22 protein-coding genes and 3 tRNA genes are annotated in these 26925 nt (G+C 55.0%); 9 read left to right on the forward strand and 16 right to left on the reverse strand.

The features are described from left to right. Nucleotides 1-45: 45 nt before the first annotated feature. Nucleotides 46-1482, reverse strand: a complete 1437-nt coding sequence (locus ACP8MI_RS07790; protein WP_490290650.1) for a SpaH/EbpB family LPXTG-anchored major pilin — start codon at nucleotides 1480-1482, stop codon at nucleotides 46-48. Then, the gene (locus ACP8MI_RS07795) at nucleotides 1479-1667 is read right to left on the reverse strand and encodes a hypothetical protein (protein WP_490290651.1); all 189 of its coding nucleotides are present in this window, start codon (nucleotides 1665-1667) and stop codon (nucleotides 1479-1481) included. Before ACP8MI_RS07795 ends, ACP8MI_RS07790 begins: the two co-directional genes overlap by 4 nt. A gap of 444 nt (nucleotides 1668-2111) precedes the next feature. Here ACP8MI_RS07795 and ACP8MI_RS07800 point away from each other — a divergent pair, with 444 nt between their 5' ends. Continuing rightward, entirely contained in the window at nucleotides 2112-3293 is a 1182-nt protein-coding gene (locus ACP8MI_RS07800; protein ID WP_490290652.1) for an IS481 family transposase, read from the forward strand. Between the two features lie 72 nt (nucleotides 3294-3365). On the opposite strand, the gene ACP8MI_RS07805 is transcribed toward ACP8MI_RS07800, so the two are convergent. Both ACP8MI_RS07805 and ACP8MI_RS07810 read right to left on the reverse strand, forming a co-directional pair. Further along, nucleotides 3366-3438, reverse strand: a tRNA-Val gene (locus ACP8MI_RS07805). 95 nt (nucleotides 3439-3533) lie between these two features. Further along, nucleotides 3534-3977, reverse strand: coding sequence for a DUF3052 domain-containing protein (locus ACP8MI_RS07810; protein WP_049148990.1), 444 nt, complete (start codon nucleotides 3975-3977; stop codon nucleotides 3534-3536). Nucleotides 3978-4253: 276 nt separating this feature from the next. Here ACP8MI_RS07810 and aceE point away from each other — a divergent pair, with 276 nt between their 5' ends. Beyond that, nucleotides 4254-7025, forward strand: coding sequence for a pyruvate dehydrogenase (acetyl-transferring), homodimeric type (gene aceE, locus ACP8MI_RS07815; protein WP_284589619.1), 2772 nt, complete (start codon nucleotides 4254-4256; stop codon nucleotides 7023-7025). Nucleotides 7026-7320: 295 nt separating this feature from the next. After that, nucleotides 7321-7908 carry a hypothetical protein gene (locus tag ACP8MI_RS07820; RefSeq protein ID WP_284589618.1) on the forward strand — a complete coding sequence of 196 codons (588 nt, stop codon included), beginning with the start codon at nucleotides 7321-7323 and terminating at the stop codon, nucleotides 7906-7908. A gap of 221 nt (nucleotides 7909-8129) precedes the next feature. On the opposite strand, the gene ACP8MI_RS07825 is transcribed toward ACP8MI_RS07820, so the two are convergent. Continuing rightward, a complete protein-coding gene (locus ACP8MI_RS07825) occupies nucleotides 8130-11540 on the reverse strand; it encodes a VWA domain-containing protein (protein WP_490290653.1) in 3411 nt (1136 codons plus the stop codon). 332 nt (nucleotides 11541-11872) lie between these two features. Here ACP8MI_RS07825 and ACP8MI_RS07830 point away from each other — a divergent pair, with 332 nt between their 5' ends. Then, complete coding sequence (locus tag ACP8MI_RS07830) at nucleotides 11873-12154, forward strand: acyl carrier protein (protein WP_284589614.1); 282 nt, start codon at nucleotides 11873-11875, stop codon at nucleotides 12152-12154. Here the strand turns inward: ACP8MI_RS07830 and ACP8MI_RS07835 are convergent. Continuing rightward, complete coding sequence (locus ACP8MI_RS07835) at nucleotides 12151-12702, reverse strand: hypothetical protein (RefSeq protein ID WP_490290654.1); 552 nt, start codon at nucleotides 12700-12702, stop codon at nucleotides 12151-12153. The genes ACP8MI_RS07830 and ACP8MI_RS07835 overlap by 4 nt on opposite strands. Before the next feature lie 396 nt (nucleotides 12703-13098). Here ACP8MI_RS07835 and ACP8MI_RS07840 point away from each other — a divergent pair, with 396 nt between their 5' ends. Continuing rightward, entirely contained in the window at nucleotides 13099-14028 is a 930-nt protein-coding gene (locus ACP8MI_RS07840) for a CE1 family esterase (protein WP_490290655.1), read from the forward strand. A gap of 6 nt (nucleotides 14029-14034) precedes the next feature. On the opposite strand, the gene ACP8MI_RS07845 is transcribed toward ACP8MI_RS07840, so the two are convergent. The 4 genes from ACP8MI_RS07845 to ACP8MI_RS07860 all read right to left on the reverse strand — a co-directional run bounded on the left by ACP8MI_RS07845 (nucleotide 14035) and on the right by ACP8MI_RS07860 (nucleotide 17880). Then, a complete protein-coding gene (locus ACP8MI_RS07845) occupies nucleotides 14035-14865 on the reverse strand; it encodes a serine hydrolase domain-containing protein (RefSeq protein WP_490290656.1) in 831 nt (276 codons plus the stop codon). A gap of 81 nt (nucleotides 14866-14946) precedes the next feature. Further along, a complete protein-coding gene (locus ACP8MI_RS07850; protein WP_337891757.1) occupies nucleotides 14947-15750 on the reverse strand; it encodes an enoyl-CoA hydratase in 804 nt (267 codons plus the stop codon). Between the two features lie 38 nt (nucleotides 15751-15788). Continuing rightward, nucleotides 15789-16997 (reverse strand): bifunctional alpha/beta hydrolase/OsmC family protein, encoded by a 1209-nt coding sequence (locus tag ACP8MI_RS07855; protein ID WP_337891758.1) that lies wholly within the window; start codon nucleotides 16995-16997, stop codon nucleotides 15789-15791. Nucleotides 16998-17073: 76 nt separating this feature from the next. Then, complete coding sequence (locus ACP8MI_RS07860; protein ID WP_049149020.1) at nucleotides 17074-17880, reverse strand: TSUP family transporter; 807 nt, start codon at nucleotides 17878-17880, stop codon at nucleotides 17074-17076. Nucleotides 17881-17969: 89 nt separating this feature from the next. Here ACP8MI_RS07860 and ACP8MI_RS07865 point away from each other — a divergent pair, with 89 nt between their 5' ends. Then, on the forward strand, nucleotides 17970-19355 hold the full coding sequence (locus ACP8MI_RS07865; protein WP_337891759.1) for a citrate:proton symporter: 1386 nt from the start codon (nucleotides 17970-17972) through the stop codon (nucleotides 19353-19355). 54 nt (nucleotides 19356-19409) lie between these two features. Here ACP8MI_RS07865 and ACP8MI_RS07870 read toward each other — a convergent pair whose 3' ends face one another. Beyond that, nucleotides 19410-19937, reverse strand: a complete 528-nt coding sequence (locus tag ACP8MI_RS07870) for a hypothetical protein (RefSeq protein WP_155860932.1) — start codon at nucleotides 19935-19937, stop codon at nucleotides 19410-19412. Nucleotides 19938-20141: 204 nt separating this feature from the next. Here ACP8MI_RS07870 and ACP8MI_RS07875 point away from each other — a divergent pair, with 204 nt between their 5' ends. Together ACP8MI_RS07875 and ACP8MI_RS07880 are read left to right on the forward strand one after the other, a co-directional pair. Then, entirely contained in the window at nucleotides 20142-20651 is a 510-nt protein-coding gene (locus tag ACP8MI_RS07875) for a DinB family protein (protein ID WP_018120387.1), read from the forward strand. 163 nt (nucleotides 20652-20814) lie between these two features. Next, nucleotides 20815-22335 (forward strand): glutamate-cysteine ligase family protein, encoded by a 1521-nt coding sequence (locus ACP8MI_RS07880; protein WP_018120386.1) that lies wholly within the window; start codon nucleotides 20815-20817, stop codon nucleotides 22333-22335. Between the two features lie 72 nt (nucleotides 22336-22407). Here the strand turns inward: ACP8MI_RS07880 and ACP8MI_RS07885 are convergent, their stop codons facing one another. The 3 genes from ACP8MI_RS07885 to ACP8MI_RS07895 form a co-directional block, all read right to left on the reverse strand. Next, on the reverse strand, nucleotides 22408-22962 hold the full coding sequence (locus ACP8MI_RS07885; protein WP_018120385.1) for a hypothetical protein: 555 nt from the start codon (nucleotides 22960-22962) through the stop codon (nucleotides 22408-22410). Between the two features lie 187 nt (nucleotides 22963-23149). Then, nucleotides 23150-23223 (reverse strand) — tRNA-Ile (locus tag ACP8MI_RS07890). 121 nt (nucleotides 23224-23344) lie between these two features. Further along, nucleotides 23345-24727 (reverse strand): FAD-dependent oxidoreductase, encoded by a 1383-nt coding sequence (locus ACP8MI_RS07895; RefSeq protein WP_018120384.1) that lies wholly within the window; start codon nucleotides 24725-24727, stop codon nucleotides 23345-23347. Between the two features lie 290 nt (nucleotides 24728-25017). Here ACP8MI_RS07895 and ACP8MI_RS07900 point away from each other — a divergent pair. Further along, nucleotides 25018-25090 (forward strand) — tRNA-Asn (locus tag ACP8MI_RS07900). A gap of 168 nt (nucleotides 25091-25258) precedes the next feature. Here ACP8MI_RS07900 and ACP8MI_RS07905 read toward each other — a convergent pair. Both ACP8MI_RS07905 and ACP8MI_RS07910 read right to left on the reverse strand, forming a co-directional pair. Continuing rightward, nucleotides 25259-26185, reverse strand: coding sequence for an NAD(P)/FAD-dependent oxidoreductase (locus ACP8MI_RS07905; protein WP_018120383.1), 927 nt, complete (start codon nucleotides 26183-26185; stop codon nucleotides 25259-25261). A gap of 204 nt (nucleotides 26186-26389) precedes the next feature. After that, entirely contained in the window at nucleotides 26390-26863 is a 474-nt protein-coding gene (locus ACP8MI_RS07910) for a hypothetical protein (RefSeq protein WP_018120382.1), read from the reverse strand. Nucleotides 26864-26925: the final 62 nt, after the last annotated feature.

Consider the following 26925-nt stretch of genomic DNA (forward strand, 5'->3'; position numbering starts at 1 on the left):
AATACCGTACTTCACGGGAAGGATTCCGTCCAGGCTCTAACGACATTAAGCCTTTGCGGAGTTACGACGGGCGGCGTAGACACCACCGGCGATGATTCCAAGGCCGAGCAGAGCTACTAGCAAGATACCCATACCACCAGTCGACGGCAGGATCGGACGCTCAGACTCTGAGACGTTTTCGATCTCCATCGAAACGCGGCGAATCGTCTGCTCATTGTTCGAACCTTCGACGAATTCCTTCGAATTCAAGTTCAAGAAGAACTTGTATGGTTCGTCCTTGGTCGCCAGGTATCCTTCTGGCGCTTCAGTCTCGCGCAGACAGTATTCGATGCTTTGTGCCGGCGCTTTACCATCCACCCAGTCGCTGACGTGGATTCCTTCGAAAGTCAGCTCACCGTTCTGATCAGTAGATCCGGTTTGGATGATATCGTTCTCAGCTTCGCAACGGTAAAGCTCGAAGTTCGCGCCTTCTAGGCGCTTTTCGTTACGATCTGCATCAACCTTGATGACACGAATGTTACCAATGTAGCTGACGACCTTATCGTTTGGAGTCTCAAAACGCTGATCAACGCCTGGCCCGCGGAAGATACCGGATTCATTTACCGCGTTTTCAATCTCCTGATCCGGCGCCTTCAGGAGCGTGGCTTTGAAAGTTACACGGATCTCATCGCCAGCTTCAAGCCCAGCTCGAGCCGCATCTTCGAAAACAACCGCAAACGAAGAATTGGCGTCGGCAGGCAGACCTTCCTTATTTTCAGGCAAGACCTCAGCAGGTCCTTCAATGTGATAAAACTCATTACCGATAGGTTCAGGAGTGCCGGTACCGCCCGGAATGCGCTCAACGAACGGCTGGAAAGCTTCACCAAGACGGAGTTCAGCATTATTGAAGGAGTCACGAATCCTAAACTCAGTCAAACGTGCATCATTAGAAGGAGCAGCCGGTACTGTTGCGTTAAGAGTATACTCTACTTCCTTGGTTTCAGGATCGCGCAAGTCATCTTCAGCATGCTTGTTCGCATCCTTTACTTCCTTGCTCACACGGGCCGCGGTGTTCTTCGGGTAGGTGTGAACTTCCTGCAACCAACCATCACCGTCTTCGTTAGTCATAGGGACCATGATGATGTAAGGCTTGCTCTTAACGAAGCTTTCCGTTGGATTTGCCGACTGAGGAGCCTTAGTTTCGGTAACAAGGTAAGCACCTGCAGGCAGGTTATCGAAAGTGTAATCTCCGTTCGCACCAGTCGTTCCAGTGCGGGCATTGAAGTTTACATCGTACTGCAGTTCAGGCGATGCCCCTCCGGTACGATTGAATTCGGTTGCAATTCTCGCAAGGTGGTTAAAACCAGCCTGATGACGAATATCGCCTTCCAATTTCTGGATCTCAAATTCAGCACCTGGCAATGGCTTACCGGTAACATTCTCATCTTCGGTGCCATCCGCGGTGCCACGCAACGTAGGGTTCAAACGCTTATGGATAGTCAATTTGAGTTATCCCCAGCGGGGATCGTGCTCGCACCAGGGACCTTTTGGGTTGCTTCTGCTGGGTCGTTAGCTTCGACAGCATCATTCACCTGAGCAAAAGCAGGCGCTCCTACTCCGAATGCTCCGCCGAGAGTCAGGCCAACTGCAACCGCGAGTGCCAGTGGCTTAGAAATAGCTTTTGCCATGCAAGTACCTCCAAACAAGAACACTGACGCTAAGGAGTCGAAAGGACCACAATCTCCCCATCAACGGAAACAGGCTCTTCCCCGCCTTCTCAGCAGTGTCATATGAATTTATTTCAGCTAATGACCACAAATCGTGACCACGCGTAGCTAATATTAAGGTTTTTAGCTTCATAGACCAAAAATATTAACGAAGATCACAGCTCAGGGGTGAATGAACGCAAAAGACCGAAAACCTTTCGGTTTCCGGTCTTTGTGCTGTGCGGCCTGAGGTGTCTGATTCCATGACATCGTTCCGCTCTGTCTCACGACATCCTTCCGCCCCTCAAGGCTCTGATGTGCCACAACATCGTTCCGCTGTTCCCACACAACCACCCCAACAGGGACAATGAGGACACACGCACCACCTTAGGATGTAGCGAGACATACTTCCGCCCAAAATAGAACATGGGCAAGAAACACACTTCCAACAAAGTCATCGTCGAAACCATCCTCGCGACCGGCATGAGTCATAAAGATGCCGCCGCACTCTTTAACGTCAGCACCCGCTGGATCCGCGAACTACTCCACCGCTATCGAGAAGGTGGCTACCAAGCACTACAACCACGCTCCCGGCACCCGCACTCCAACCCCAGACAGGTACCAGAGAGCACAGTCAAAACCATCCTCGAAATCCGACAACACCTTGAAAACACCGGCCAAGACAACGGCGCCCACACCATCCGATGGCATCTTCAACAACAAAAAATAACCCCACTACCAGCAGCATCGACTATCCACCGCATACTCAAACGCCACGGCTACGTCATCGAACAACCTCACAAAAGGCCACGCAGTTCCTGGAAACGATTCGAAGCAGACCAACCAAACGAAACCTGGCAACTCGACTACAGCCACTGCTACCTCAACAACAACCAACGCGTAGCCATCCTGACCATCATCGACGACCACTCACGCTTTGTCATCGCTTGCAAAGCCTTCGAACACGAAACCGGCACCAACGTCATCGACACCTTCATATCCGCAGGTAACAAACATGGATTCCCCAAATCCACCCTCACCGACAACAGCAGCGTGTTCACCACAAAGCTCTACAAAAAAGCCGACACTCGCAACGGCTTCGAACAGCTACTCCTCCAAATGGGCATCCAACAAAAGAATGGAACTCCATACCATCCCCAAACCCAAGGAAAAGTCGAGCGCTTCCACCAAACACTCCAAAAAGCCCTGCACGCAAGGCCATTCGCCCACAACATCGGCGAGCTAAACCAACAACTCGATGACATCATCGACTACTACAACAACCACCGACCCCACCGAGCACTCAACAGACAAACACCAGCACAGGCCTACAACCGACTACCCAAAGCCCAACCACTCGACATCCCCATTGGCACCGACAACCGCCTACGGCGAGACAAAGTCGACAACGACGGAAAAGTAACCCTTCGCTGGGCCGGCAACATGCGCAAACTCTACGTCGGAAGAAAACACCGCACCAAAGAAATCATGCTCATCTGCATCAACAACGACATCACCGCCATTAACCCCCACACAGGCGAAATCTGGGGCCGATACCACTTAGACAAAACCAAAAAATACCACCGCAACCAACTCGGTGAAATCTAGAAAACGAACCCCCAAAACGAAGAAAATCTCGAGACACCGAAATAGGAACGATGTCTCGAGACTTCACAACTGTGCGGCCTGAGGGGATCGAACCCCCGACCTACTGGGTGTAAACCAGTTGCTCTTCCAGCTGAGCTAAAGCCGCATCCCTCTGTGCGAGGTACTGGTATACCATAACATGATCATCATAAACTTTGACAAATCTCCAGGTTATGCATCATTTTATGGGGTTATAGAACGTTATACAGAAGCGCCTTTGGACTTGGTATAGCCGCGACCCACCAAGCACGAAGCCTGCCAATCACCAAAGCGATCAGCCTTCGTCTGCACCATTCCGGCCAGCTGAGCAGATTCAGAGATCACACCAGGTTCCACAGTGCCCGGCTTCTGCGCGCCAGGGGTAAGCAACCAGATGCAGCCGCCGTCGGCAAGCGGAGTAATCGAGTCCACCAAACCGTCGACAAGGTCCCCGTCTTCCTCCCGCCACCACAACAAGACGACGTCGCAAAGCTCATCGGTATCTGCATCCAACAGCTCCTCGCCAATCACGTCCTCAATGGCTTCGGAAATGCTGCTATCGCAATCTTCGTCCCAACCAACTTCTTGCACCACCATGCCTTTTTCGATACCAAGGCGCTGTGCAAGATCCTGGGTGCGCTCCTCACCACCCGGAGTGTCTACCACTGTGTTAATCCTTCCTGATTTTTTCTTGATTACAGCTTGATTACAGCTTCAAGCCACACCCTACAACGATTAGCGTCGAAAATGTGAGATATGCGGGGTTATTCCGATTTAATTACTTAGCGTTGTTCAACTATTGGTGGGCGCGGGTAGCATAGAACCCACACACCGCGCGCTGCCGCGACATCGGTTGCCCACCGGTGAAACACGGCCTGAACCCCAGGCTATGCGGCATAAGCGCGCCCTGATGGTGCAATATATCTGTGCAAGGAGAACAACATGGCGGATCACTCTGATAATTCTGCGAACAGCAAAAACCCCGCGCAGGACTTCGGCAGCGACGAATCCAACCACCCGCTGATTCGGGACGGCGTCGCCTCCTACCTCAATGACCAAGACCCGGAGGAAACCCGGGAATGGATGGACTCCCTCGACGGGCTGCTGGAAAACGCCTCCTCTGACCGAGCGCGTTACCTCATGCTGCGTCTGCTGGAGCGCGCCTCGGCCAAGCGCGTGCCACTGCCGTCATTGACGTCGACGGACTTCGTCAACACCATCCCCACGAACCAGGAACCAGAATTCCCGGGTGATGAGGAGATTGAGAAGCGCTACCGTCGCTGGATGCGCTGGAACGCCGCGGTGATGGTGCACCGTGCACAGCGTGAAGGCATCGAAGTAGGCGGCCACATCTCCACCTACGCCGGCGCCGCCCCACTCTATGAGGTTGGCTACAACCACTTCTTCAAGGGCAAGGACCACCCATCCGGCGGCGACCAGGTTTTCTTCCAAGGCCACGCCTCCCCCGGTATGTACGCCCGCGCCTACCTGGAAGGCCGCTTGGACGAAGAAGACCTCGACGGCTTCCGCCAAGAAGTCTCCCGCGGCCCCAACAACGGCCTGCCTTCCTACCCACACCCGAAGGGCATGGACTGGTTCTGGGAATTCCCCACCGTGTCCATGGGTCTAGGCCCAATGAACGCCATCTACCAGGCACGTTTTAACAAGTACCTGGAAAACCGCGGCATCAAAGACACCTCCGACCAGCACGTCTGGGCCTTCCTGGGCGACGGCGAGATGGACGAGGCCGAATCCCGCGGCCTGGTGCACTTCGCAGCCCTGAACGGCCTGGACAACCTCACATTCATCGTCAACTGCAACCTGCAGCGCCTCGACGGCCCAGTGCGTGGTAACTCGCAGATCATCCAGGAACTCGAATCATTCTTCCTGGGCTCCGGCTGGGACGTGATCAAGATTGTCTGGGGCCGCGAATGGGACAAGCTGCTGGCCGCTGACAAAGACGGCGCTCTGGTGAACATCATGAACACCACCGCCGACGGCGACTACCAGACCTTTAAGGCCAACGACGGCGCCTACGTGCGCGAGCACTTCTTCGGCCGCGACGAGCGCACCGCCAAGCTGGTCGAAGACATGACCGACGAGGAAATCTGGGCACTGCGCCGCGGCGGCCACGATTACCGCAAGATCTACGCCGCCTACAAGCGCGCCACCGAAAAGAAGGACGGCCGCCCAACCGCCATCTTGGCGTTGACCATCAAGGGCTACGGCTTGGGCCACAACTTCGAGGGCCGTAACGCCACGCACCAGATGAAGAAGATCGGCTTGGATGACCTCAAGCAGTTCCGCGACAAACAGGGCATCCCGTTCACCGACGAAGAGCTGGAGAAGGACCCAGCCGTTCCGCCGTACTATCACCCAGGCAAAGACGCCGACGAGATTAAGTACATGCTGGAGCGTCGTAAAGAACTCGGCGGCTACCTGCCAGAGCGTCGTGTGAACTACTCCCCGATCGAGGTTCCGCCACTGGACAAGCTGCGCAGCGTGCGCAAGGGTTCCGGCAAGAACAAAGTCGCTACCACCATGGCGCTGGTGCGTACCTTCAAAGAACTCATGCGTGACAAGGAACTGGGCAAGCGCGTCGTTCCAATCATCCCGGATGAGGCCCGCACCTTCGGCATGGACTCCTGGTTCCCGACGCTGAAGATCTACAACCCACACGGCCAAAACTACGTGCCCGTCGACCACAACCTGATGCTGTCCTACACCGAGGCTAAGGACGGCCAGATGCTGCACGAAGGCATCAACGAGGCCGGTTCCGTGGCATCGTTTACCGCGGCTGGTACTTCCTATGCCACCCACGGTGAACCGATGATTCCGCTGTACATCTTCTACTCGATGTTCGGTTTCCAGCGCACCGGCGACGGCATCTGGGCAGCTGGCGACCAGATGGCCCGCGGCTTCCTGGTTGGCGCCACCGCAGGGCGTACCACTCTGACCGGTGAAGGCCTGCAGCACATGGACGGCCACTCGCCAATGCTGGCTGCCACCAACCCGGCAGTGGTGACCTATGACCCGGCCTTTGCCTACGAAATTGCGCACCTGGTGCACCGCGGCATCGACCGCATGTACGGCCCAGAGGGCGGAGAGGATGTCATCTACTACCTCACCGTCTACAACGAGCCAATGGACCAGCCTGCCGAGCCGGAAAACCTGGACATCGAAGGCCTGCACCGCGGCATCTACCACTACAACACCGCAGAGGACGGCTCCATCCCAGCCAATATCCTGGCATCCGGTGTCGGCATGGTAGAAGCACTGCGCGCACAGAAGATCCTGGCCGAGGAATTCGACGTCAAGGCCTCCGTGTTCTCCGTGACCTCCTGGATCGAGCTCGCCCGTGAGGCTGCCGCACGCAACAAGGAAGCGCTGCAGCAAGGCAAGATCAACCCAGAAAAGCCATTCGTCACCAAGCAGTTGGAAGGCTTTGACGGCCCATTCGTTGGTGTTTCCGACTTCGGCACCGACCTGCAGAAGAAGCTGCGCCCATACGTACCAGGCACCTACACCGCCCTGGGTGCCGACGGCTTCGGTTTCTCCGATACCCGCGAGGCCGCACGCCGCTACTTCAATATCGACGCCGAATCCATCGTCGTCGCTACGCTGCTAAACCTGGCTAAGGAAGGCACCATGGACGAAGAGGTTGCCGAAAAGGCAGCCAAGAAGTTCCACTTGGATGACCCAACCAAGGCCTAGTTTGGTTTTCGCTGGCTGGCTAGCTACTGGCTGGTTTGTCTGCTGGCCAACGCGGCATCCCAACCCCGGCTGGAGGTTTCCGCACGACGTACCATGCGGAGCACTCTGGCCGGGGTTGTGCTGTGTCCATCGCGAGGTTGAGCCCCAGGGCTTGAGTTCAGAGGGGCCGTGTGCAACACAACAAACCAGCCCCTCGGCAAGGGCTTATCCCTACCTGTCGTACGCCACTAAATTCCGTAATATAAAGCAACGTATTATGCCCGGATTGCTTAGAGAATGGGATTGGTGATTAGTGGTGTCGAGTCCGTCGGAGCAGCAACGCCAACAACTGCAAAATGAGCTCACCCGCGCGGTGGGCACTGGCCGCATCAACATCAAGCAATTCGATTATTTGATGGGGATCGTCTGGTCCAGCGATTCGATGGATGTTTTACAGTCGATCCGACGGGATTACCTGGGACAGGCTGCACAGCAGTATCAAGCTGCTAGTCCGCCTGTCAGGCCGAGTGCTGGCAAGATGTCCTCGCCTGCACCGCTGAAGACCACCCTCGGCACCATCGAGTTAACCGGCGATTGGCGTGTGCCTGCGCGACAAGAATTTATTATCAATGCAGGCACACTCCATATTGATCTCCGACAGGCGCGTGCGGATTCCCTAGTCACTGAGTTCAACATTACGGCCAGAATGGCGACGATACGGATTATCACCCCCGTGGGGGTTGCATTCGAAAACCGTATGACGAACAACATTGCCTCAACATTCGATGTTGACCACACCGACCCCCACCCGAATGCCCCGCGCGTGATTCTCACCGGAACGATCTCCGGCTCCGTCGTAAAAATTCGCCGAGTTCGTCGCCATGATACTTGGTGGAAGCGTTGACTGGAATAGTCTGATAAGCATCGGCAACGTCAGCCAGTAGGTTAACCGACCACACGGTTCTAGCCGTCTGAGACGTCTGGCCATCCTCACTGCCGTATTCAGGGCTCATAAAATTCATAACACCAGTTCCACAAAGCGATACGTACCAGCCCCGTGCCACCAATCATTGAATCGGTCGCACGGGGCTATACTTTCAGGCTCAGCTCAAAATTCTAGCTGTCTTATGCCTTCAGACGTCGCGCAAGCATGATGCCGGCTAATAACAGCGCAGCCCCAATCGCCAACAGTCCGTAAAGCCCGGGCCCTCCTGTCCGTGGCAGTCCAGGCTTAGAGATGTTCGCAACCTGCATGATTAGATGGTTGGCATCAGTGTCATCTCTGCTCACGGAAACTTCTGGGTATTGTTCAGGACCACCTATAAGCTGAATTTCCGGGTTCCCAATATCTGCAGAAGCTATTTCAAACACGATTGGACGAGCTAACAGTTGGTAACCTTTCGGGGCGTGGGTTTCCACTAGCTCATATCGCTTACCTCGTTCAAGATCTGCAATTACCCTATTTTGGTCATCAACCTTTTGCAATTCTTCTTTGTTATCTCCCTCAACTTTGTAGAGAGAAAATCGCGAGCCAGCCAAAACCTTGGTTTCATCTCCGTAAATAACCTTTTTGATCGAGAGACTGAGGTTATCCTGAATACGTTCATTCTCGATAGTGCAGTTGACTATCCCCCGGAACGGTACATCAACGCTGAAGCCAGGCATATTTTCTGCCCCTTCATTACGCGGCCGAATTGTCTGCATCAGCCACTCATCCTTGTCTTGATCGTAGACTTTAGCTTCACAACTCGCGTTATCACCATTAGCTTGACTCCGGAGCCTAAAGCCTTCTTGCTGGTGTTCACGGACTTTCACAGTTTGTCCTTTCTGATTCTGTTGATCCAGGGTCCTCCCAAATCTTCCCTGTTCATCAGTAATATCCGTGAAAACGCTCAGCTGATGGCCATCCCTCACAGAACCAGCATTGTGCCCTGCATTGTCGACCTCAGTCTCAAACGTCCAACCAACGCCACGACTGGCCTGGTTGTTTTCATCGTGGACAAGCTTCGTTACATTAATTGATCCAAAACAATTGCGGAGCACAAGATTTCTCAACTTTTCTTTAAGGCCCAAAAAATCCTCAACTCGGGTAACTGCTCCTTTGCCCGAAATATCTTCGGCAATAGATTGTGCACTACGTACACCGGCACGCCAAAGTTCGGGCTGGTTTGTAACATCCCAATAGGCTGAATTGGCGTTCGGAGACTCTGCAATGAATATCTTTCTCCCCTCTAAGCCAAGCATTTCACGCACTGAGTCTGATGGCACTTTCCTATGCGGGTGACCAGGCAGCGGCGATGGAACTTCAGGGTCATAGAATGCTGGGTATCCATACCCTTGGAGAAGCGGCCATTTCTGGACGCTATCGAAGCCGCCGACTCTTTTGTAATTGAATATTCCATCTTTCAGAATGTGTTCATTCATCGTATCAACACCGACCATTACCGTTTCAATGCGTGTATTAGCTGTTTTAATTCTATTAGCCTCTTCGATAGCTAAATCCAAATCACTTTGATTTGTCATTTGGCCATTATCTAATCCTTTACCTGGGTAATCAACATTATTCGTAGTCGGGATTCCATCCGTAATGAAATAGACGACGTCGAATTCGCCATCCTTAATTTGACTGAGGCCAGCCTGGTAATTGGTGCCGCCTTTTTCGGGTTGATTTTTTGGACTCACCCAATCGAATGCATTCACCGCTTGCCGGAGCTTTTCGATATTTTCCTCTTTACCGAGAGCTTGCTTCTCCGCAAAAATTTCACCAAACCGGTTCGCCGGAGAAGCAAAGTTATATACAGCCATACGGCTTCCCGTCCCCTGCAATGCATCAATGATACCCAAACCGGCTTCTTTACTCGCAGACGGACCTTTAGGGTGATTCATAACAGAGTTCGAAGTATCAAACACGAGCGCAATGTCCAGACCACATCGTTGCGGCAATTCCGGATTAGCTACAGATGGACGCAACCAGTCAAGTTCCTCCCGAGAAGATTCTGAAGTTTCAACCTCAAGACTTGACGCATTTTTATTGAACCATTTCGGCCCTTTACGCCATAGAGCGACATCACACGCAGAACTGTGGCCGACAGCCGACAATTCAACCTCAACGTTGAAAGCTTTTTTACGATCATGGTTGTGCTTCGTTGATTTCAGCTCGATATAAGCGCTTTCTCCGTTAAATGTCAAGCTATAGTCGATGCCTTTTCGAAGCGTTTGCCAGTCGTTTTTTCCCGAAGCATCCGGTTGAGCACGAAGTCTAATTTCGGGACTTAAAGTCTTGATACGGCTAGGAAGATGCGCACCTTTATCTTTTAGCTCAATGACATCAAAGCTGTTTTGCTGCGATTCTTCTTCCCACCAGCCCCATTTTGCCTTCATCGTTAGCTTCGCATCTTTTGTACGCCGATCCTGCGTTAACTGACAGCTACTCTCAGCCTTCGGGAAGTTCAAGTTGTAATAATTATCCGCAGATGTCGGATTGCCTTCGGCCGGATCCAGCGGTTCGCTGAGCTCCTTGTTATATAATTGAACGTCGCAAGTTGAACCCCTACCTCCAGTATAAGGTATTTCCACCTCAATATCATACGATTTTTGCACCTTCGGTGCCCGAACATGCGTGCGAGTCAAATTAAATCTGACAACGTTGCCGACGATTTCAGCGGTGTAATCAGCCCCCTTTTCTAAGGTCACAAAACCCCATCCATATTTTGCCTCAGAGCCAAACCTGAGCTTTAAGCGCGGATCATTTAGATTTACCTGAGCTTCTAAATTATTAGCCCCCGTAATTTCGACATCAACTCTATCAACCCCTCCTTGGCTAAGTGTTGACGCGGAATTATCCCACCAGGTTTTACCCGAAAAAACATTCTTTCGAAGCGCACAACGCTTATGCTTCGAAGAATTTGTGATCCTCTTATAAGAATCTCCGCTTACATTGACAGCTCTTTCAGCAAAGTACTGGCCAGGTAAGTCTGCATCTTTCTCTGCAGTAAGGTCGAGTTCCCCCTGATGCGGGCTATCCAAGCCCATTTGCGATTCGGCCAAATCGTTTGCAATAGCAATCCCTTCAGCTATTGCATCGAGCCCTTCAACCGCGGGTGTCCCTGCCCGCGTTTTCAGCCATTCTATAGTAACCGGCGTTCCAGGAAAGACATCAACCTCAGATTTGGGCTGAACAGTGAGCCCGGTATCTGTTGCCACAACCCAATCTTGCGGAGACGCTTCACCACCGATCCCTAGACTTGTCACCGTCAGTTCCTCGCCTTCAGTAAGGACAGTCGAAGAATTGATTTGCAAGCGAGTCATTTTCATTGCACTAGTCGCAGATAAACTCAACGACACTTTGCCGTCGTCGGTATCCTTCACACCCACAACGTGCATTTGAGATCTAGCAACAGGTTGCGCCTCCGCACTTGGGGACTGGTTACCCAGTAATCCTGAGCGAGCCACTTCAGGTAGCAAACCCAAAATCAACAGAGCCGTCAAGACGACGACTGCACCGATCCGACCAGTCCTGCGAATTTTCTTCACCATACCCTCTTTTTCGTTTCTATTTTTTCCACCGGGTCAAATTACCTGTACCGTAGATCAGGAATTGGCAGCAAGGATCGTCCATTAAAGGACACAGGGCTGAAAATCTTAATCAACTAGTTTAAAAAGAAATCTCATCATAATGAGGTAACGATATCGTTCCCAAAAATTCCAATTTATTAGGTTTAAGTTATGCCTCAGTGGTTTAACATCGTTTTACTATATAGCACCCATGGCAGTTTTAAGACCGCATCGGCTTAAATGTGACCAAGTTCCGGTATATTGCTTCGAACTCTCCAAACCATTCAGCAACGAAAATGACTTACACTGGCAGCATGGATCTCGCCGATAAACTCGACACTTTTACCCGCCTGGTTCCCCTGCTCGATGAGGCCAGCGCGGCAGATACCGACGACATCACCCGCGACGCCAAGCTGCGTGACCTCGCGATTGATTCACTGTCGATGATCGAACTCGTCGTCAAGATCGAAGACGAATTCAAGGTGCGGCTCGAAGAAAATACCGTACGCGAATGGTCTACGGTCACAAATATCATTTCTCATATCGACGAGCATGGCGGGAACGGTGCAAACGGCAGCACCGGCAGAAAAAGCTAATCTTCGCGGATCCTCAACCGGGCGCGAAAACCACCCCGAGCAGCCAGTTGCTCCACCATCCCGCGCAGCCGAATTAATTCCGTAGTCGGTGCACAGATTGGTTGCGCGCATCCCACCGTTATCTCCCCAGCCGAGATCTTCCCGTCCGCGACTTCCCCATCGCAACGAGAATCCTGGGCAGAAGCCTCCGGCTGCATCCGCCGCACATCGCGCACCCAGCGGGTACACCAATCAGCGGTCAACGGATCAGCACCATACGGCGCATCCACCGGCTCCGAGCGCAGACACACAGCCATCGCACGTTCGACGGCAGGGCGAAAATGCCTGGGCATAGCGTCGACAAGCAAAACCGCCTCGCTATAACCAGGCTGCAGCGTACTGCTCGGCGCCGAAGCTGTAAACCGCCGGGCTTCCGCTTCACCCACCGCTGCGGCTGGACGGGTCAACTCTTCAGCGCTTGCCGACGTCAGGGCAGCCCGCAGGCGCGCGGGCTGATATAAAGCAGCGAGTAATGCCATCTGCAGGTTCACGACCCTTCGAATGTGCACAGCACCCACCGCCCGCGACACGGTTGCCCGGGCAATGCCCGCCTGCCACGGACATGACCGCACAACGATCACAGAACCATGACAGGCAGAAAGCGGTGCCAGACGAGCATCGTCTTCCCCAACGTGCTCGCTCTCGCTTGCGCCAGGAATGATTCAACTATCCCTCCTGCCCCACTAGCAACCCTCAACAACATCTTTAACCCCCCGATCTATCAACCGCCACTTGAAGGTTTCGCCGTCCCTGCAGCTCAGAAAGTTACATCACTGTAATCCCACTAATGCACTTCTACACCATGGGTGGAAGGCCAGCTCACACCAAGAAACCCCAGCGCGTTACAAAAATATTCGTTGCTTTGGGCTGGTTTCCGCCCCACACATCCAGTAGGCTACGAAATCATGAAATTATCCTTCCGCGCACTCACTGCAGCGGTTGCCGCCGGAACCCTCGGCGGCCTGCTGGCCATCTCGGCACCTGTCAGCCACGCACAATCGACTGCAGACCCAATGGCCGCACTATCCTCCGCCATCGCAGGCACCCCCACCCCGACGCGCACCATCGACGTCAACGGCACCCCACGTGATTTCATCGTCGATATCCCAGCAAATTACGACCCGAACCGCGCCTACCCCGTGGTTCTGGGTTATTCCGGCGCCTGGGATACCGCGGATGCTTTCCGCGGCCACTCCTACATCAACAAAGCCGTAGGCAATGACGCAATCGTGGCCTACCCGCAGGGTGTCGTCGACAAGCTGAAAAATAAACCGGCGTGGGCTGGGCCAAAATACGCAAGCCAAACCATCGACGATGACGTCGCATTCGCCCGCGCGCTCGTTGCTGATCTAGCAGCGCAGTACAACGTGGACACCAACCGCATCTACGCCACAGGCCTGTCCAACGGCGGCGGCGCGGCGCTGAGCTTGGCCTGCCACGCACCGGATCTTGTCGACGGCGTCACCAGTTCTGCAGGCGCATACTACGATGCGACGGTATCCAATTGTGTAGAAGACGCGCAGGTGCCGACGCTCATCATGCACCACAAAGACGATCACGTCATCAACATCAATGGCGGCACCAACGACCACGGCGGACACTACAAGGCCGCCCGCCAGGTCTTCGACGAATTCGCTACCCGCAACGGCTGCGCGCCCGGCGGAAACACCAATAACTGGATCGTTGGTGCGCACACCGTCTCTGGAAGCAACTGCCGCGCGGCCACCGAATTTGCCACCGTCGTCAGCCCGCAGGTCAACAACGGACACACCTGGTTCAAGGCTGTTCCATCAGCAAACCTGCTGTCCTGGGAGTTTTTCCAAAACCAGGCTTAACCAGGCTTAACCTGTATTTTCTTTCCAGATCGCGTCGTTCGTCTCTGCCCACAATGGCTTCGCCCACTCGCCGAAGTCCTTGTCGGTCAGCGCGAGCAGCGCGATTTTTTCGTCTGGCACCAACCAGAGGAAAGAACCATTCATGCCAAAGTGCCCGACGGCATTGTCCGGCAACTCCGCACCCATCCAGTGCGGATTTTTTGCGCCGTGAATTTCAAAACCTAGCCCCCACAAACACGGCTTTTGCATGCCATAACCCGGAACAATCCCACGCAAATCCGCAAACTGCGGTGTGAGCATCGCCTGCACCGTCGACGGATCCAGCAGCGTCGGCTCCAGCACTTCCTGGGCAAATCGGGCCAGGTCAGCCGCGGTGGTTTCCAACGCGTAACCAGACGAACCCTTCAGCACAGTCTTATTCATGCCTAACGGTTCGAACAGCCCCAACTTGAGGTATTCGGCAAAATCCATGCCGGTTTCGTCCTCGAGCGTTTCCTGCAGCACCTCGAACCCCGCCGAGGAATAAATGCGGCGCTCCTCCGGGACACGATCCGGGTTTTCTGCATCTTTCCCGATACCACTGGCATGTGCGAGCAAATGCCGTACGGTCGAACCCTCGGGTCCAACCGGCGTATCCCACTCAAACACGCCTTCCTCTACGGCCATCGCAAAGCCATACGCGGCCACCGGCTTGGTCACCGAGGCCACGGCAAAAACATGCGCGTCGTCGCCCAGGGTGTGGGCGAGTTCGCCGTCCCGAATCAGCGCGGCGGCCACATTATCAACTGGCCAGTCAGCGATTTTGTCGAAAGATGTCAGTGGTTCCTGGTTAGTCATGCTCACCAGTTTAAACGTCGGCAGGGCATTCGGCGGGCGGTGACTACATGCAGCTACATGTAGCGCAGCACAGGCCGTGCCCTAGCGGTGCTTGAACTCCGGATCACGCTTGTTGGCGAAGGCATCCATTCCTTCTTTCTGGTCTTCCGAAGCGAAAGCAGAATGGAACAAACGCCGCTCCTGCAGCAGCCCCTGACGCAAAGTGGTTTCGTATGCCGCATCAACGGCTTCTGTCACCATCGTTGTTGCCACCAGCGACTTATTCGCAATGGTCTCGGCGACGGACACGGCTTCGTCGACAAGCTTGTCGGCCTCGACAACGCGGGCAACCAAACCAGAACGCTCGGCTTCTGCTGCGTCCATCATGCGGCCAGTCAGGCACATTTCCATTGCCTTTGCCTTGCCGACGGCACGGGTCAACCGTTGCGTACCACCCATACCAGGCAGAACCCCCAGGTTGATTTCTGGCTGGCCGAATTTCGCTTTGTCGCCGGCGATGATGAAATCGCACATCATGGCCAGCTCGCAGCCACCGCCCAACGCATAACCATTCACGGCCGCGATCAACGGTGTGCGCACCTGCGTCAACTGCTCCCATTCGGAAAACCAATCCGACATATACATTTCAGTGGCAGATTTATTCGCCATCTCTTTGATATCAGCGCCTGCCGCGAAGGCTTTCTCTGAGCCGGTGAGCACGATGCACCCGATACCGTCGTCGCCGTCAAACTCTTGCGCTGCGGAAATGATCTCGAGCATAAGCTGCTGGTTCAAAGCGTTCAATGCTTTGGGACGATCGAGTGTAATGATGCCGACCCGGCCGCGGGTCTCCGTCTGAATAGTCTCGAAATCGTTATGTGCAGTGGTTTCGTTGTTTGTAGCCATGAAGGGGGCCTCCTTGTGAAACGTGGTCATATATGTAACTAGCTGGTTTCCGTCGCAATATGGATCTCACCGTGCAAAGTCTTGTGCACTGGACATTTCTCGGAGATCGCCGTGAGCTTCTTCTGCTGCTCCTCGCTCACAGCGGAATCGAAATGCAGCACGCGGGTAAACGTCGTCACGCCCTGCTTGTCTCGCTCATGGGTCACGGTAACTTTAGTATCGCCCATGTCCCACTTCTTGCGGCGAGCATACATGCCCATCGTCATCGCGGTGCATGTAGCCAGCGAGGCTTGCAGCATGTCGTACGGGTTCGGGCCAGTATCTTTAGCCCCAGGCACACTCGTCGGCTCGTCGGCGATCCAGCGATGGTTTCCGGCACGAAGCTCGGTGGCGAAATCACCATCACCAGTCAATCGTGCTTCAACAACACCTTCCTTGGTATAGCTGCAGCGCTCGTCGGCACAATCATCGCTATCCACATCCGGGGTATCCGGCAAATATGGCCGAGCCCAACCAGCCAGCATCTGCGCGGCGTGCTGCGCCTGCTTATCTTTGTTAAGCAAGTGGTCGACGCCGTCAAGCATAATAAACGACTTCACGGTGCGTGCCGCGCGGTAAATCCCCTGCGCGTTGTGAATATCCACCAGCTCATCCGCGTTCGAGTGCATGATCAACAACGGCACATCAATCGCTGCAATGCGCTCTTTTTGATCAAAGCCACGCAGGTCGTCGACAAGCCCCTGCCCCACGCAGACGGTCTTGCCACCAATTTTCACCGACGCCGAGCCATCCTCAGCGATATCGTCCAGCGCACCAGCGAACAAGCCGGTGACGTGCTCCGGATCGTACGGCGCGGCGATGGTGACCACCGCGCGCAACGAATCAATATCGGCAGCCGCAGCCAACGCCGCCGCACCACCGAGCGAATGACCAATCAGCAACTGAGGGGCTTGATAATTCTCCTCCAACCACTCCGCAGCCGCCACCACATCCTGGGCGTCGCCAGAAAACGTAGAATCTTCGAAATTACCTTCGGAATGCCCCAGGCCCGCGAAATCAATGCGCAACACCGCGATATCTTCCTGCACCAACTGCTTAGCGATGCGCGATGTCGCCGGAGAATCCTTTGAGCAGGTAAAACAATGCGCCAACAAGGCATACGCACTGGGGTTGGCCGGGCTTTCCAACCGCGCCGCCAACTGGATGCCACTGTGGCCTTCAATGGTGAAGTTTTCGCTCGTAGTCATGGCCACCAGGATACGCCGCGCCGCGCAGTCAGCGTCTAAACCAGCCAGAAACCGAATCAGTCTGAGCTCACAAAAGCTAGCCGGTAATCCCCACCTGATCCAGCGCGAGCTTTCCCGCCATAACGACGACAACCACCAGCAACACCACGCGCACAAATCCAGTACCACGTCCCAGCACCATCCGCGCACCGATTTGTGCACCCACCACGTTGGTCACCGCCAGCGCCAGACCAAGCAGCCACAGCACCTCGCCCTGCAATCCGAAGGTGATCAACGCACCAATATTCGTCGAGACGTTAATGATCTTCGCCCGCGCGGCACTGGCAATAAAATCAGTACCCAGCAGCGCCACAAAGCCCATGATCAAAAACAACCCCGTGCCCGGGCCAAACACGCCGTCGTACACCCCAATCGCGCCAACCAACGCGAGCAGACCCACCCAACGACGTGCGGCCATATTCTTTTCCGCGCCCTTGCTGGCAGCCGCCGGCCCGGCCGATGGGCCTTTCGCCGCCCCAAACGACGGGCGCACCACAGTAAACACTCCAACCGCAACCAGTAACACGATGATCACCGGGCGCATCACCTGCTTGTCGACGCTCGCTGCCAGCAAAGCCCCGGCCGCCGAACCGACCAAAGCCAGCGGAGCGTATTTCAGGGCATGCAGCGCCGATGGAACCCGGCGCGAGAGCGTGATCGCGGCACTAGAAGTTCCAAAAATCGCGGCGACTTTATTAGTAGCCAGTGCTTGCGCGGGAGCCATGCTCGGGTTGAGCACCAGAATCAGCGGAATGAGAATCAACCCACCACCGCCAACCACGGCATCGACCCAACCGGCAGCGAGCGATCCCACCAGCAGCGCGGTGATTATCTCAGCTGACATAATTCCTTCCTGATGGCGTCGGCAAGCGGAGTGCGGGCGTCGGCAAGCGAGACAGTGATGATTCGCTCATTAGTTTGGTCACTGTAAGCTTGCACACTACTGTACTGCGTATGCAGACTGAGCTCGGTTTGACCCTGATGGGTCTCCTCATCGTTGGTACCACCGTCGGCATTTTGATCCGCGGCAAAACCCACCCGCTGATCCCCATGACGCTGGTGCCGGTAATCGGTGCTTTCATTACCGGTTTTGGGTTGGAAGATCTCTCGACGTTCTTCGAAGAAGGCCTGAGCTCAGTGATGAAGGTCGTCGTGATGTTCATCTTCGCGATCATCTTCTTTGGCATCCTGCAAGACGTTGGGCTTTTCACACCGATCATTCGCGCGCTCATCAAAACTACGCGCGGCAATGTGGTGGCAGTTGCCGTCGGTACGGGGCTGATTGGTGTGGTCGCGCACCTGGATGGTTCGGGTTCGACGACGTTTTTGCTCACGATTCCTGCGCTGCTGCCGCTCTACCAGGCGCTGCATATGTCACGGTATGTGTTGCTGACGATCGTCGCGCTGGCTGCGTCCGTGATGAACATGGTGCCATGGGGCGGGCCGCTGGGGCGCGCGGGTGCGGTGATTTCGCAGGACACGAACACCGTGTGGATGCACCTGATTCCCATGCAGGGGCTGGCGCTGGTGTTCGTGGTGGCCATCGCTTTTGCACTGGGTGTGCGAGAAAAGCGCCGGATTAGCGCGCTGCAGGCCGCGGGTGATCTTCCCGCCACTGACGACGTCGATGTGCATGCCATTGCCGATGAATTCGAACAAAAGCAGCGCGAGGAACAGGAACAGCAGGGCTACGAGTTCCGCTCAGGCACCGTGCCGACTGTGTTGAATGTGCTGGTTGTGTTGGCCGCGCTGGTGGTGTTGCTGGCTGGGCTGTTGCCTCCTGCACCGACCTTCCTGATTGCCGCCACGCTGGCGTTGATCATCAACTTCACCTCGCAGGCGGAGCAGGCCGATGCTTTGAAACGACACGCGCCGAATGCTCTGTCGATGGCCGGAATCATTATCGCCGCCGCGATGTTCCTGGGTGTGTTGAACGAAACCGGCATGCTGGAGGCCATCGCGTTGTCGCTGATTGGTGTGCTTCCGGAAGCCGCCGGGCCATACCTGCACGTCGCCGTCGGCATGCTGGGTGTTCCGCTGGACCTGTTGACCTCGACTGATGCGTATTACTTCTCTGTGCTGCCGATCGTGCAAGAAACCGTCGCCGCCTACGATATTTCCGGCTTGGGTGCTGCCAGCGCGCTGATTCTGGGCAACGTGATTGGTACGTTCGTCTCGCCGTTCTCCCCGGCTCTGTGGTTGGCACTCGGCCTGGCGAACGCGCAGATGGGCCGCTACTTGAAGCTGGCCTTCCCAATCGCATGGGTGTTTTCCGTGATTATCGTGTCCGTCGCGTTTGCAACGGGACTGCTAGCGTAAGGATGATTATCCACGCCCTCCGCACTAGTTCAGTCAAGGCAGATACCAGGCTCGTTATCGCTGTTTGCCTCGATTAAGGAGCGCATGGACTAAAGGAGTAATGCCACCAATTCCTGCAACGCCTGCACCGACTAATGATTCAGGGGGTTCCAAGAAAAATAAGAATAACGAAATAAATAAAAAGGCAATCAACGGAAACATGACCGCTGCAACGAGTCTGACTTTAGCTTCAAAAATCGCGAACTCAAAAGACCTTTTACTTACTTCTCTGTCTTGTACCGCATCCTCGTGGGCATCTTTAAGAATTTGGCTGCCAGCGCCCGCGGATATCCGGTTGTAGTCCTCAATCACCGAAGGCGGTGGAATCGGCCCCTGGAATGTTATCGCGGCGAATTTTCCAGTTCCTGTGAGTACCTGTTCATCTGGTAATTGATCCGTCCCCCAACCCGGCCGAAGGCTCGCTGCGTCCTGGTCGCTGATCTCAAGTGCATCTCGCGTGCCGCCTGCTCCACCCGTGGTGTTTGCGACATGTGAATTTTCGACACATCGTCGAGAATTTTGCGGATCATGTTCATGCTTCATATCCTAATCGTTATTTGCCGCTAGTCCAGTTACTCGCATCACTCTTCCAAAACAGTGAACTGCATGAGTGGCTCTTGATGCATCTAGAGCGACAAATTTCCTCCCCCTTGAAAATTGACTGACCCCACAGTATCAACACCGGCATTGCTTCGCTAAAACAACGAGCTTGCTACCGATAACTACTACAGAACTACCATGGGGTGCATGAACGGAATCGACGTACTCCTAGACTTCGCAGCACGACCAAAAGACGTACTCAACGCGCTCCCCCGCCTTAGTGCCAAGCAGCTCAACCAGCACCCGGAGGGCCACCCCAATTCCATCGCTTGGTTGATCTGGCATACCGGCCGTGAGATTGATGTGCAGCTGTCGGCCCTTACCAGCGACGACGAGCTGTGGTATTCCAGCGAGTGCCGGGACGCCCTGGCGCTTGGTGACGCCGGCGACAGCCTGGGTTACGGTCATTCTGCCAACGATGCCGCACAGATCCAGCTCCAGGATGCTGCAGCCTTCGAGCACCTACGCAGCTACGTCGCCGCAACGCTTGATGCATTAGCCGACTACTGCCGCAGCCTCGCTGATGATGATCTCAGTGACATCATCGCCGAATATGAAGGCCAACCAATCAGCCGCGGAACCCGCTTGGTGTCAATTATTGACGACGCCACCGCGCATCTCGCGCAGGCCACTTATGTCGCCGGGGTGTGGGAGTAATCGTGCAGCCTCAGCGTGAAGTGCTGTGCTGCGCGACTTTATACTTATTTATAAATTGGCCGAAAGTATAAAGAAGTATAAAGTCGCCCCATTCCACCGCACCCGCCCCGGCACTGCATAAAAGTCCGAATCCCCTGCGCACGCCGGTCTATACTTGGCCAGCATGGGTGATGCAGTCAGTACCGAGTCCTATACGCCGCGCCAGCGCACGCGCTACCGCCAACGTTTGATCGACGATCTCGAGGTCTTCGATCGCCACTTGCAACAGGCCGAGTTCATCGATCAGGGCACCATCGGGTTGGAACTCGAGCTCAATCTCGTCGACAAGAATATGCAGCCCAAGACGTGCAACGGTGAGGTATTGGCTGCGCTTGACGACGAACACCAGTCGGAAATTGGCGCCTATAACGTGGAGATGAACCACCCTCCGCTATCGATTGCTGGCGCCGGCCTGGAAAAGCTCGAAGATGGGCTCAACCGGCGTCTGAACACCGTGCGTGAAGCCGCGAAACAGGCGGATGCGGAAGTCGCGATGATCGGAACGCTCCCCAGCGTGACCACCGATTTTCTGGAAGATCCAGCGTGGATGACCTCAGAGAATCGCTACAAAGCATTGTCGAATTCTGTACTGGAATCCCGCGGCGAACTGGTTGACATTGCGTTGGAAGGCCAGGAGAAATACCGGCACAGTTTTGAAGATATCGCTCCGGAATCCACCTGCACGTCGATCCAGCTGCACCTGCAGGTAGCACCGAACCATTTCGCTGCCGCGTGGAATGCTTCCCAAGCCATCGCTGGCATACAAACCGCGCTCAGCGCGAACTCTCCGCTGTTCGCTGGGCACAAGCTCTGGCACGAGTCACGCATTCCGGTATTCCAGCAATCCATCGATACCCGTACCCCAGAATTAGTAACCCAGGGGGTACGGCCACGAGTGTGGTTCGGCGAACGGTGGATCACCAGCGCTTTCGATCTGTTCGAAGAAAACGTGCGCTATTTCTCGCCGCTGCTACCCGAAGACCGCGTGGAGTCCGGAACTCCGATCGTCACCGACGGCAAGCCCGGTTTGCACTACCTAAACCTACAAAACGGGACTATTTGGCGGTGGAATCGCCCGATATATGATCCAAACACCGAGCTTTCCCATATCCGCGTGGAAAACCGCTTGTTGCCCGCTGGCCCCACCGTGGCAGATATTGTGGCCGATGCCGCGTTTTATTATGGCCTGGTGAACTTCCTCGTCGGCCAGACTCGGCCGGTGTGGTCGCGGTTGTCTTTTGCCGACGCCACGAGCAACTTCTTCACCGGCGCTCGCGATGGAATTCACGCGCAGATGACGTGGCCGACGTTAGGAACCATCCCGGCGTCTGAGCTGGTGACCGAGCATTTATTGGAGCAAGCAGAGCAGGGCTTGAAGCAGCTTGCCGTGGATCCGGCGCTGATTCAGAAGCATCTCGGGATCATCGAAGGGCGCGCCCGGAAGCGACAAAACGGGGCAACCTGGCAGCTAGCAGCACTCGATAACGCGACCGCTGCTGACTCCACAACCTACACGAGTGCCGAGGGGCATGACGTCCCGGATAGCACGCCGCGTCGGCAAGCCATCGCACGTATGCTCAGCGCTTATATCGACAATCAGAAATCCGGCAAGCCGGTGCACACCTGGTCTACCAATATCGGCTAAGCCACTTTTGGTTGTGCCTTACGTCCCTGAGAATATGTCGATGGGACGAGCCAGGCACAGCAATGACGCGCCCTACTCGTTTGGTGTTCCTCGGTCACGACCAGAACTGAATACTGCAGCCAGCGCTACTACGTCAATAGCGATAATGGCTGTGGCGAATCCTGGGTGACCGAGGACAAGAGCAATGGTCGCAACAGCAAGTACCGAAAGAACCGCGGCCAGACCATAGCGGCGCCCCGATTGCACCGTCTTTATTGGCTCAGTGTAAGGATAGGTCCGCTGGATATAATCTGCATCAACTGCCTTGCGGATTGAGTCTAGGTAGATTTCATAAAGCTCGGGGCTATTTTCTTTAATGTTCGCAAGTTGCTCTTGATCTGGAGCAACAATTGGAAGATGAAGATGGTTTTCTTGCAGATGAGCGCTTATTTGAGCGAGAAGAAACGGGTAATCTCCCGATTTGCTCGCGTCGCCCCTTGTGTCAGCGTCTGATTGAGGTTTCCGCCGGTCTTCGGGGCTGGCATTGCCTTTTGCATCTGGCGAATCGTCCATTCCCCTTTGAGGTCGAACAGGGACAGAATCCCGATTCGAATTTCCGGCCAATTCCGAATCTTCTGCATCAGTCATCAACTTCCTTTCGCCCTAATCAACCCCGTTGGCTGTTGTTATTCGCGATAATACACCTCGAAAGATACGCCAGTTGCATTCCAGCTTGGTTACCCCCGGCAGCTCCTTGCATGGCACTGTGTCCAACACTGGCACGCCTATTCCTGACGAGAAGGAAGCAAAACAACGCCGAAATTCCTGGCTTTTGTGGGGCCAGCGGGGCTCGAACCCGCGACCAATGGATTATGAGTCCACTGCTCTAACCGACTGAGCTATAGCCCCTTCCAGTCTCCGCACGTCACGGCCCGAAAAGCTCTTCCGCGGGATCCTTGCGAAAAAGCGCCCGAGCCGAGGTGCCAAAACTGTTGTTTAAGTATAACGGCAAATTAATCGCCGTCTACCACTACCCCAGCAATGCGTTAAAAACCTCGCTTGAGCTTGGGTGGGTGTAGATGCCGCTGCCGACGGTGCTAGCCGGAATATCAGCGGACATCGCCAGCGCTAGCGTGTTAATCAGTTCTTGCGCATCGACGCACAGCAGGGTTGCGCCCACGATGCGGTCCGTTTCGCGCTCAACCAGAATCTTCGCACGGCCTTCTGGCTTACCCAGGATCTTTGGCCGCGGCATGATAGGAATATCCTTGATGTCTGCAGCCTTGACATCCAGAGTGTTTCCGCGCGCTTCGACCTCTTCGCGGGCCGCTTCTTCGCCCAAACCAACCGTCGCCAGCGGCGGGTCGATGAACGTCGTCGTCGGAACCACACGTTTTTCCGTCGTCCGGGAGCCATCGCCCCAGCGGTCCGAAAGAATCACACGATGATCGTCGAACGAGACGTAGGTAAATTGTGGCCCACCATTGACGTCTCCCGCGGCATAAACGCCTTCGACGTTGGTACGCAGGTGCTTGTCGACGGCTACGGCGCCGCGCTCGGTCAGCTCGATGCCGGCTTTATCCAGGCCGAGATTCTTCGTGACAGGTTTGCGCCCAACAGCGACCAGCACCTGCGCGGTATCGGCGGTCTGTTCGTTGCCATCGCCGTCTTTCCACACGGTTGTTACTGCATCAGCACCGTTTTCACGGAATTCAGTGACCTGGGCTCCTGTCACCCATGTGATGCCCAAGTTGTCCATGATCGTGCCGACGTGTTCTGCGATGTCGCGATCAAAGTTGGCAAATGGCTTGTCGACGGTATCGACCACGGTCACCTTGGTGCCGAACTTCGCGAAGTAGGTTGCGAATTCCATGCCGATAGGGCCACCGCCCACGATGAGCAAGGAATCTGGGCGCTCGTCCAACTGCTGCGCCTGCGTGGAGTCAATGACGCGCTCCAGGTCTGCGCCTGGCAGTGGCAGAACAACCGGCTCAGCGCCGGTGTTGATGATGACGGTCTCGCCAGTGATCTCCAGACGATCGTCACCACCGGTAACTTCCACGGTTTTCTCACTGACGAAGCTGGCGTGGCCGTCAACGACAATGACGCCTTTGTCTTTCGCAAGGTCCAGGTTGATCTGGTTCATTTTGGAGGTCAGAGTGCCACGGCGTTGGATGGCTTGCGCAAAGGCCGTGGAGTCATCGGCGGTTGGCTTAGTGTGGTGGCTTTCTGCGTCGGTAAGCAAGGCTTTCGTCGGCACGCAGCCAATGTTGATGCAGGTTCCGCCGTACATCGCGCTGGACTGCTCAACGAGGGCGACGCGGTCGCCTGCTGCGGCTCGTTTCATAGCGATGGTTTTTCCGGCTTTGCCGAAGCCAATGACTAGAACGTCGACGTTCATGTTCTCACTCATTCGTGTCTAGACCTTTCTTCTCGGGTTTAGTTGGTCTGCCATGTGATGATTCGGTAGGCCTTACATTCCTTCGCAACGGTATGAGTCCGCGAAAAATTCCAGTCTCGGCCAACGTCACAGTATTGCGCTATGGCAGGAAGTAATAAAGGCCGAAAAACCATAGTTAAGCTGGCGATTTGCGCTGTATTAAATACGCTTATATAGTTAATCACCGTTGCGCCGGAAGGCACAGACCGAAAAGTTCAGAGAGACTCTGAATCGCAGGTCAAGCCGGAAGTCGTCAGCAATATTCCTCCATAGCTCAGTTGGCAGAGCATTCGACTGTTAATCGAAGGGTCACTGGTTCGAGCCCAGTTGGAGGAGCAATACATAGCCCCGTTGAGCAGCGAATTCGCTGTTCAGCGGGGTTTCGTCGCCCTTGGGCACGCTTAAAAAGAGGCGGAATTCACGCCACATGTCTTGGAATTGTCGTGGGGTTTTGAGCGATTTCTTACATCCACGATTTGGCGCACCACCCCCTGCTACATGGGGCTAATCGATAACCGGCAGGTCTTGGTCGAACATATACTGGTCGATCTTGATCGCCACCGCGGCACCTGCTCCCATAGCTTGCGGAATTTGATCCGGAGAGCTAATTACATTGCCCGCAGCCCATATTCCGTTCTGCGAAGTCTTTCCCGCTTCCGTAATCACCCAGCCACCGTCCACAGCGCAGCCAGCGTCACGCAGAAGCCCATCGTTAGGCATGAAATCGGGCCCAGTAAAACACGCTTCGTAGTCGATTTCACGCGCATCCGTTTGCACCGTTATTCCCGCTTCATACTGGCTGGATTTCGACACCGCGCGCACCGTGTGTGGGTCAATGGTAATCCCCAGCCTTTCCATACTGTCCTGTTCTTGCTCAGAAAGATCCAGCCCATTGGGATAAAACGTGATGTCGCCAGTCCATTTCGAGAGCAGCTTAGTAATCCGAAAGGTAAACCCGGGATTTTCCCCTCCAACGACGACAAGTTTTTTCTTCCGAATCTCGTACCCATGGCAATACGGACAGTGGAAGATTCGGGAACCCCAAAGCTCGTGCAATCCGGAAACAGCAGGTAATTTGTCAGCAATCCCCGTTGCGACGAGTACTTGCCGGGCATGAATCATCTCACCGTTTGAAAGCACTACCTGCCAGCTGATTGTGTTTGCCCGCGTAGAGTGCACATCCGCTGTCAGCGAGGTAGCTGACGCTTCCACGATCTTCCCACAAAAAGATAGAAACTCGCGGTGTCCTGCATCCAGCATTTCGGACGGTGAGGCAGCATCAAACCCCAATATTCCGTGCGCATGCTCAGCATATCTATTTCGTGGCTTCCCTGAATCCACGAGCACCACCGAGCGATTAGCTCGTGCCAACGTAATAGCAGCCGAGGTTCCTGCAAACCCGCCGCCGATGATCGCAACGTCCGTTTTCATATGCTTCGGTCCTGACTCCCTCGTTGCCGAATTCGGAACACACCGTTTTCTCATTCCCGACTCCTAGAGTCTAAAGCAAATTGGCAATAAGAAAACCGCCCGGTGCGCTGCATGCACATCGGGCGGTTTCGCTGGGTTCCCAAAAGAACCAATTATTGAATGCTCTGCATAGTCACAAAGCCTATGCAAAAGCCTGGTGACCTCTTAGCGGTCGACGTTCAGCACCAGGCCGTTCTGGTCGATGTCGATGTCGACGCCACCAACTTCAACTTCCCAGTAGCCGTCGTTGTCCCACTTGACCTTTCCTTCGCCATTGTGGGCACGCTGCAGAACCTGAGCTACTTCGTCCTTGGTCAGACGCTCTTCGGTCAAGTCACGCTCTGCTTCACCGGAGTAACCGGTGATTTCGGTTGGCAGATCGTTGGTAGCAGCGTTGCCACCAGCCTGGCCAGCCTGACCAGCATTGCCGCCATTCGCGTTAGCGTCGGCACCAGGGGTAACGGTGACAGTTTCCTTGCCACCATTCTGGTTGCTCTGGCTGCTCTGATCTGCCGGTGCAGCGGTCTCAGTGACGGTCACTGGGGCGGAGCTACCACCATTGCTGCAGGCTGCGAGGGTCAGGCCCAGAGCGGCGGTTGCAGCTGCGATGGAAACGCGGCGGAAATTATTCGATTTCATGTCTTCAACCCTTCTTATGAGTCTTGTGAGTTTTCCCAACGTTTGCTGGGGAGGCGGTGTCT

The sequence above is a fragment of the Corynebacterium sp. LaCa_70 genome (assembly GCF_058182015.1).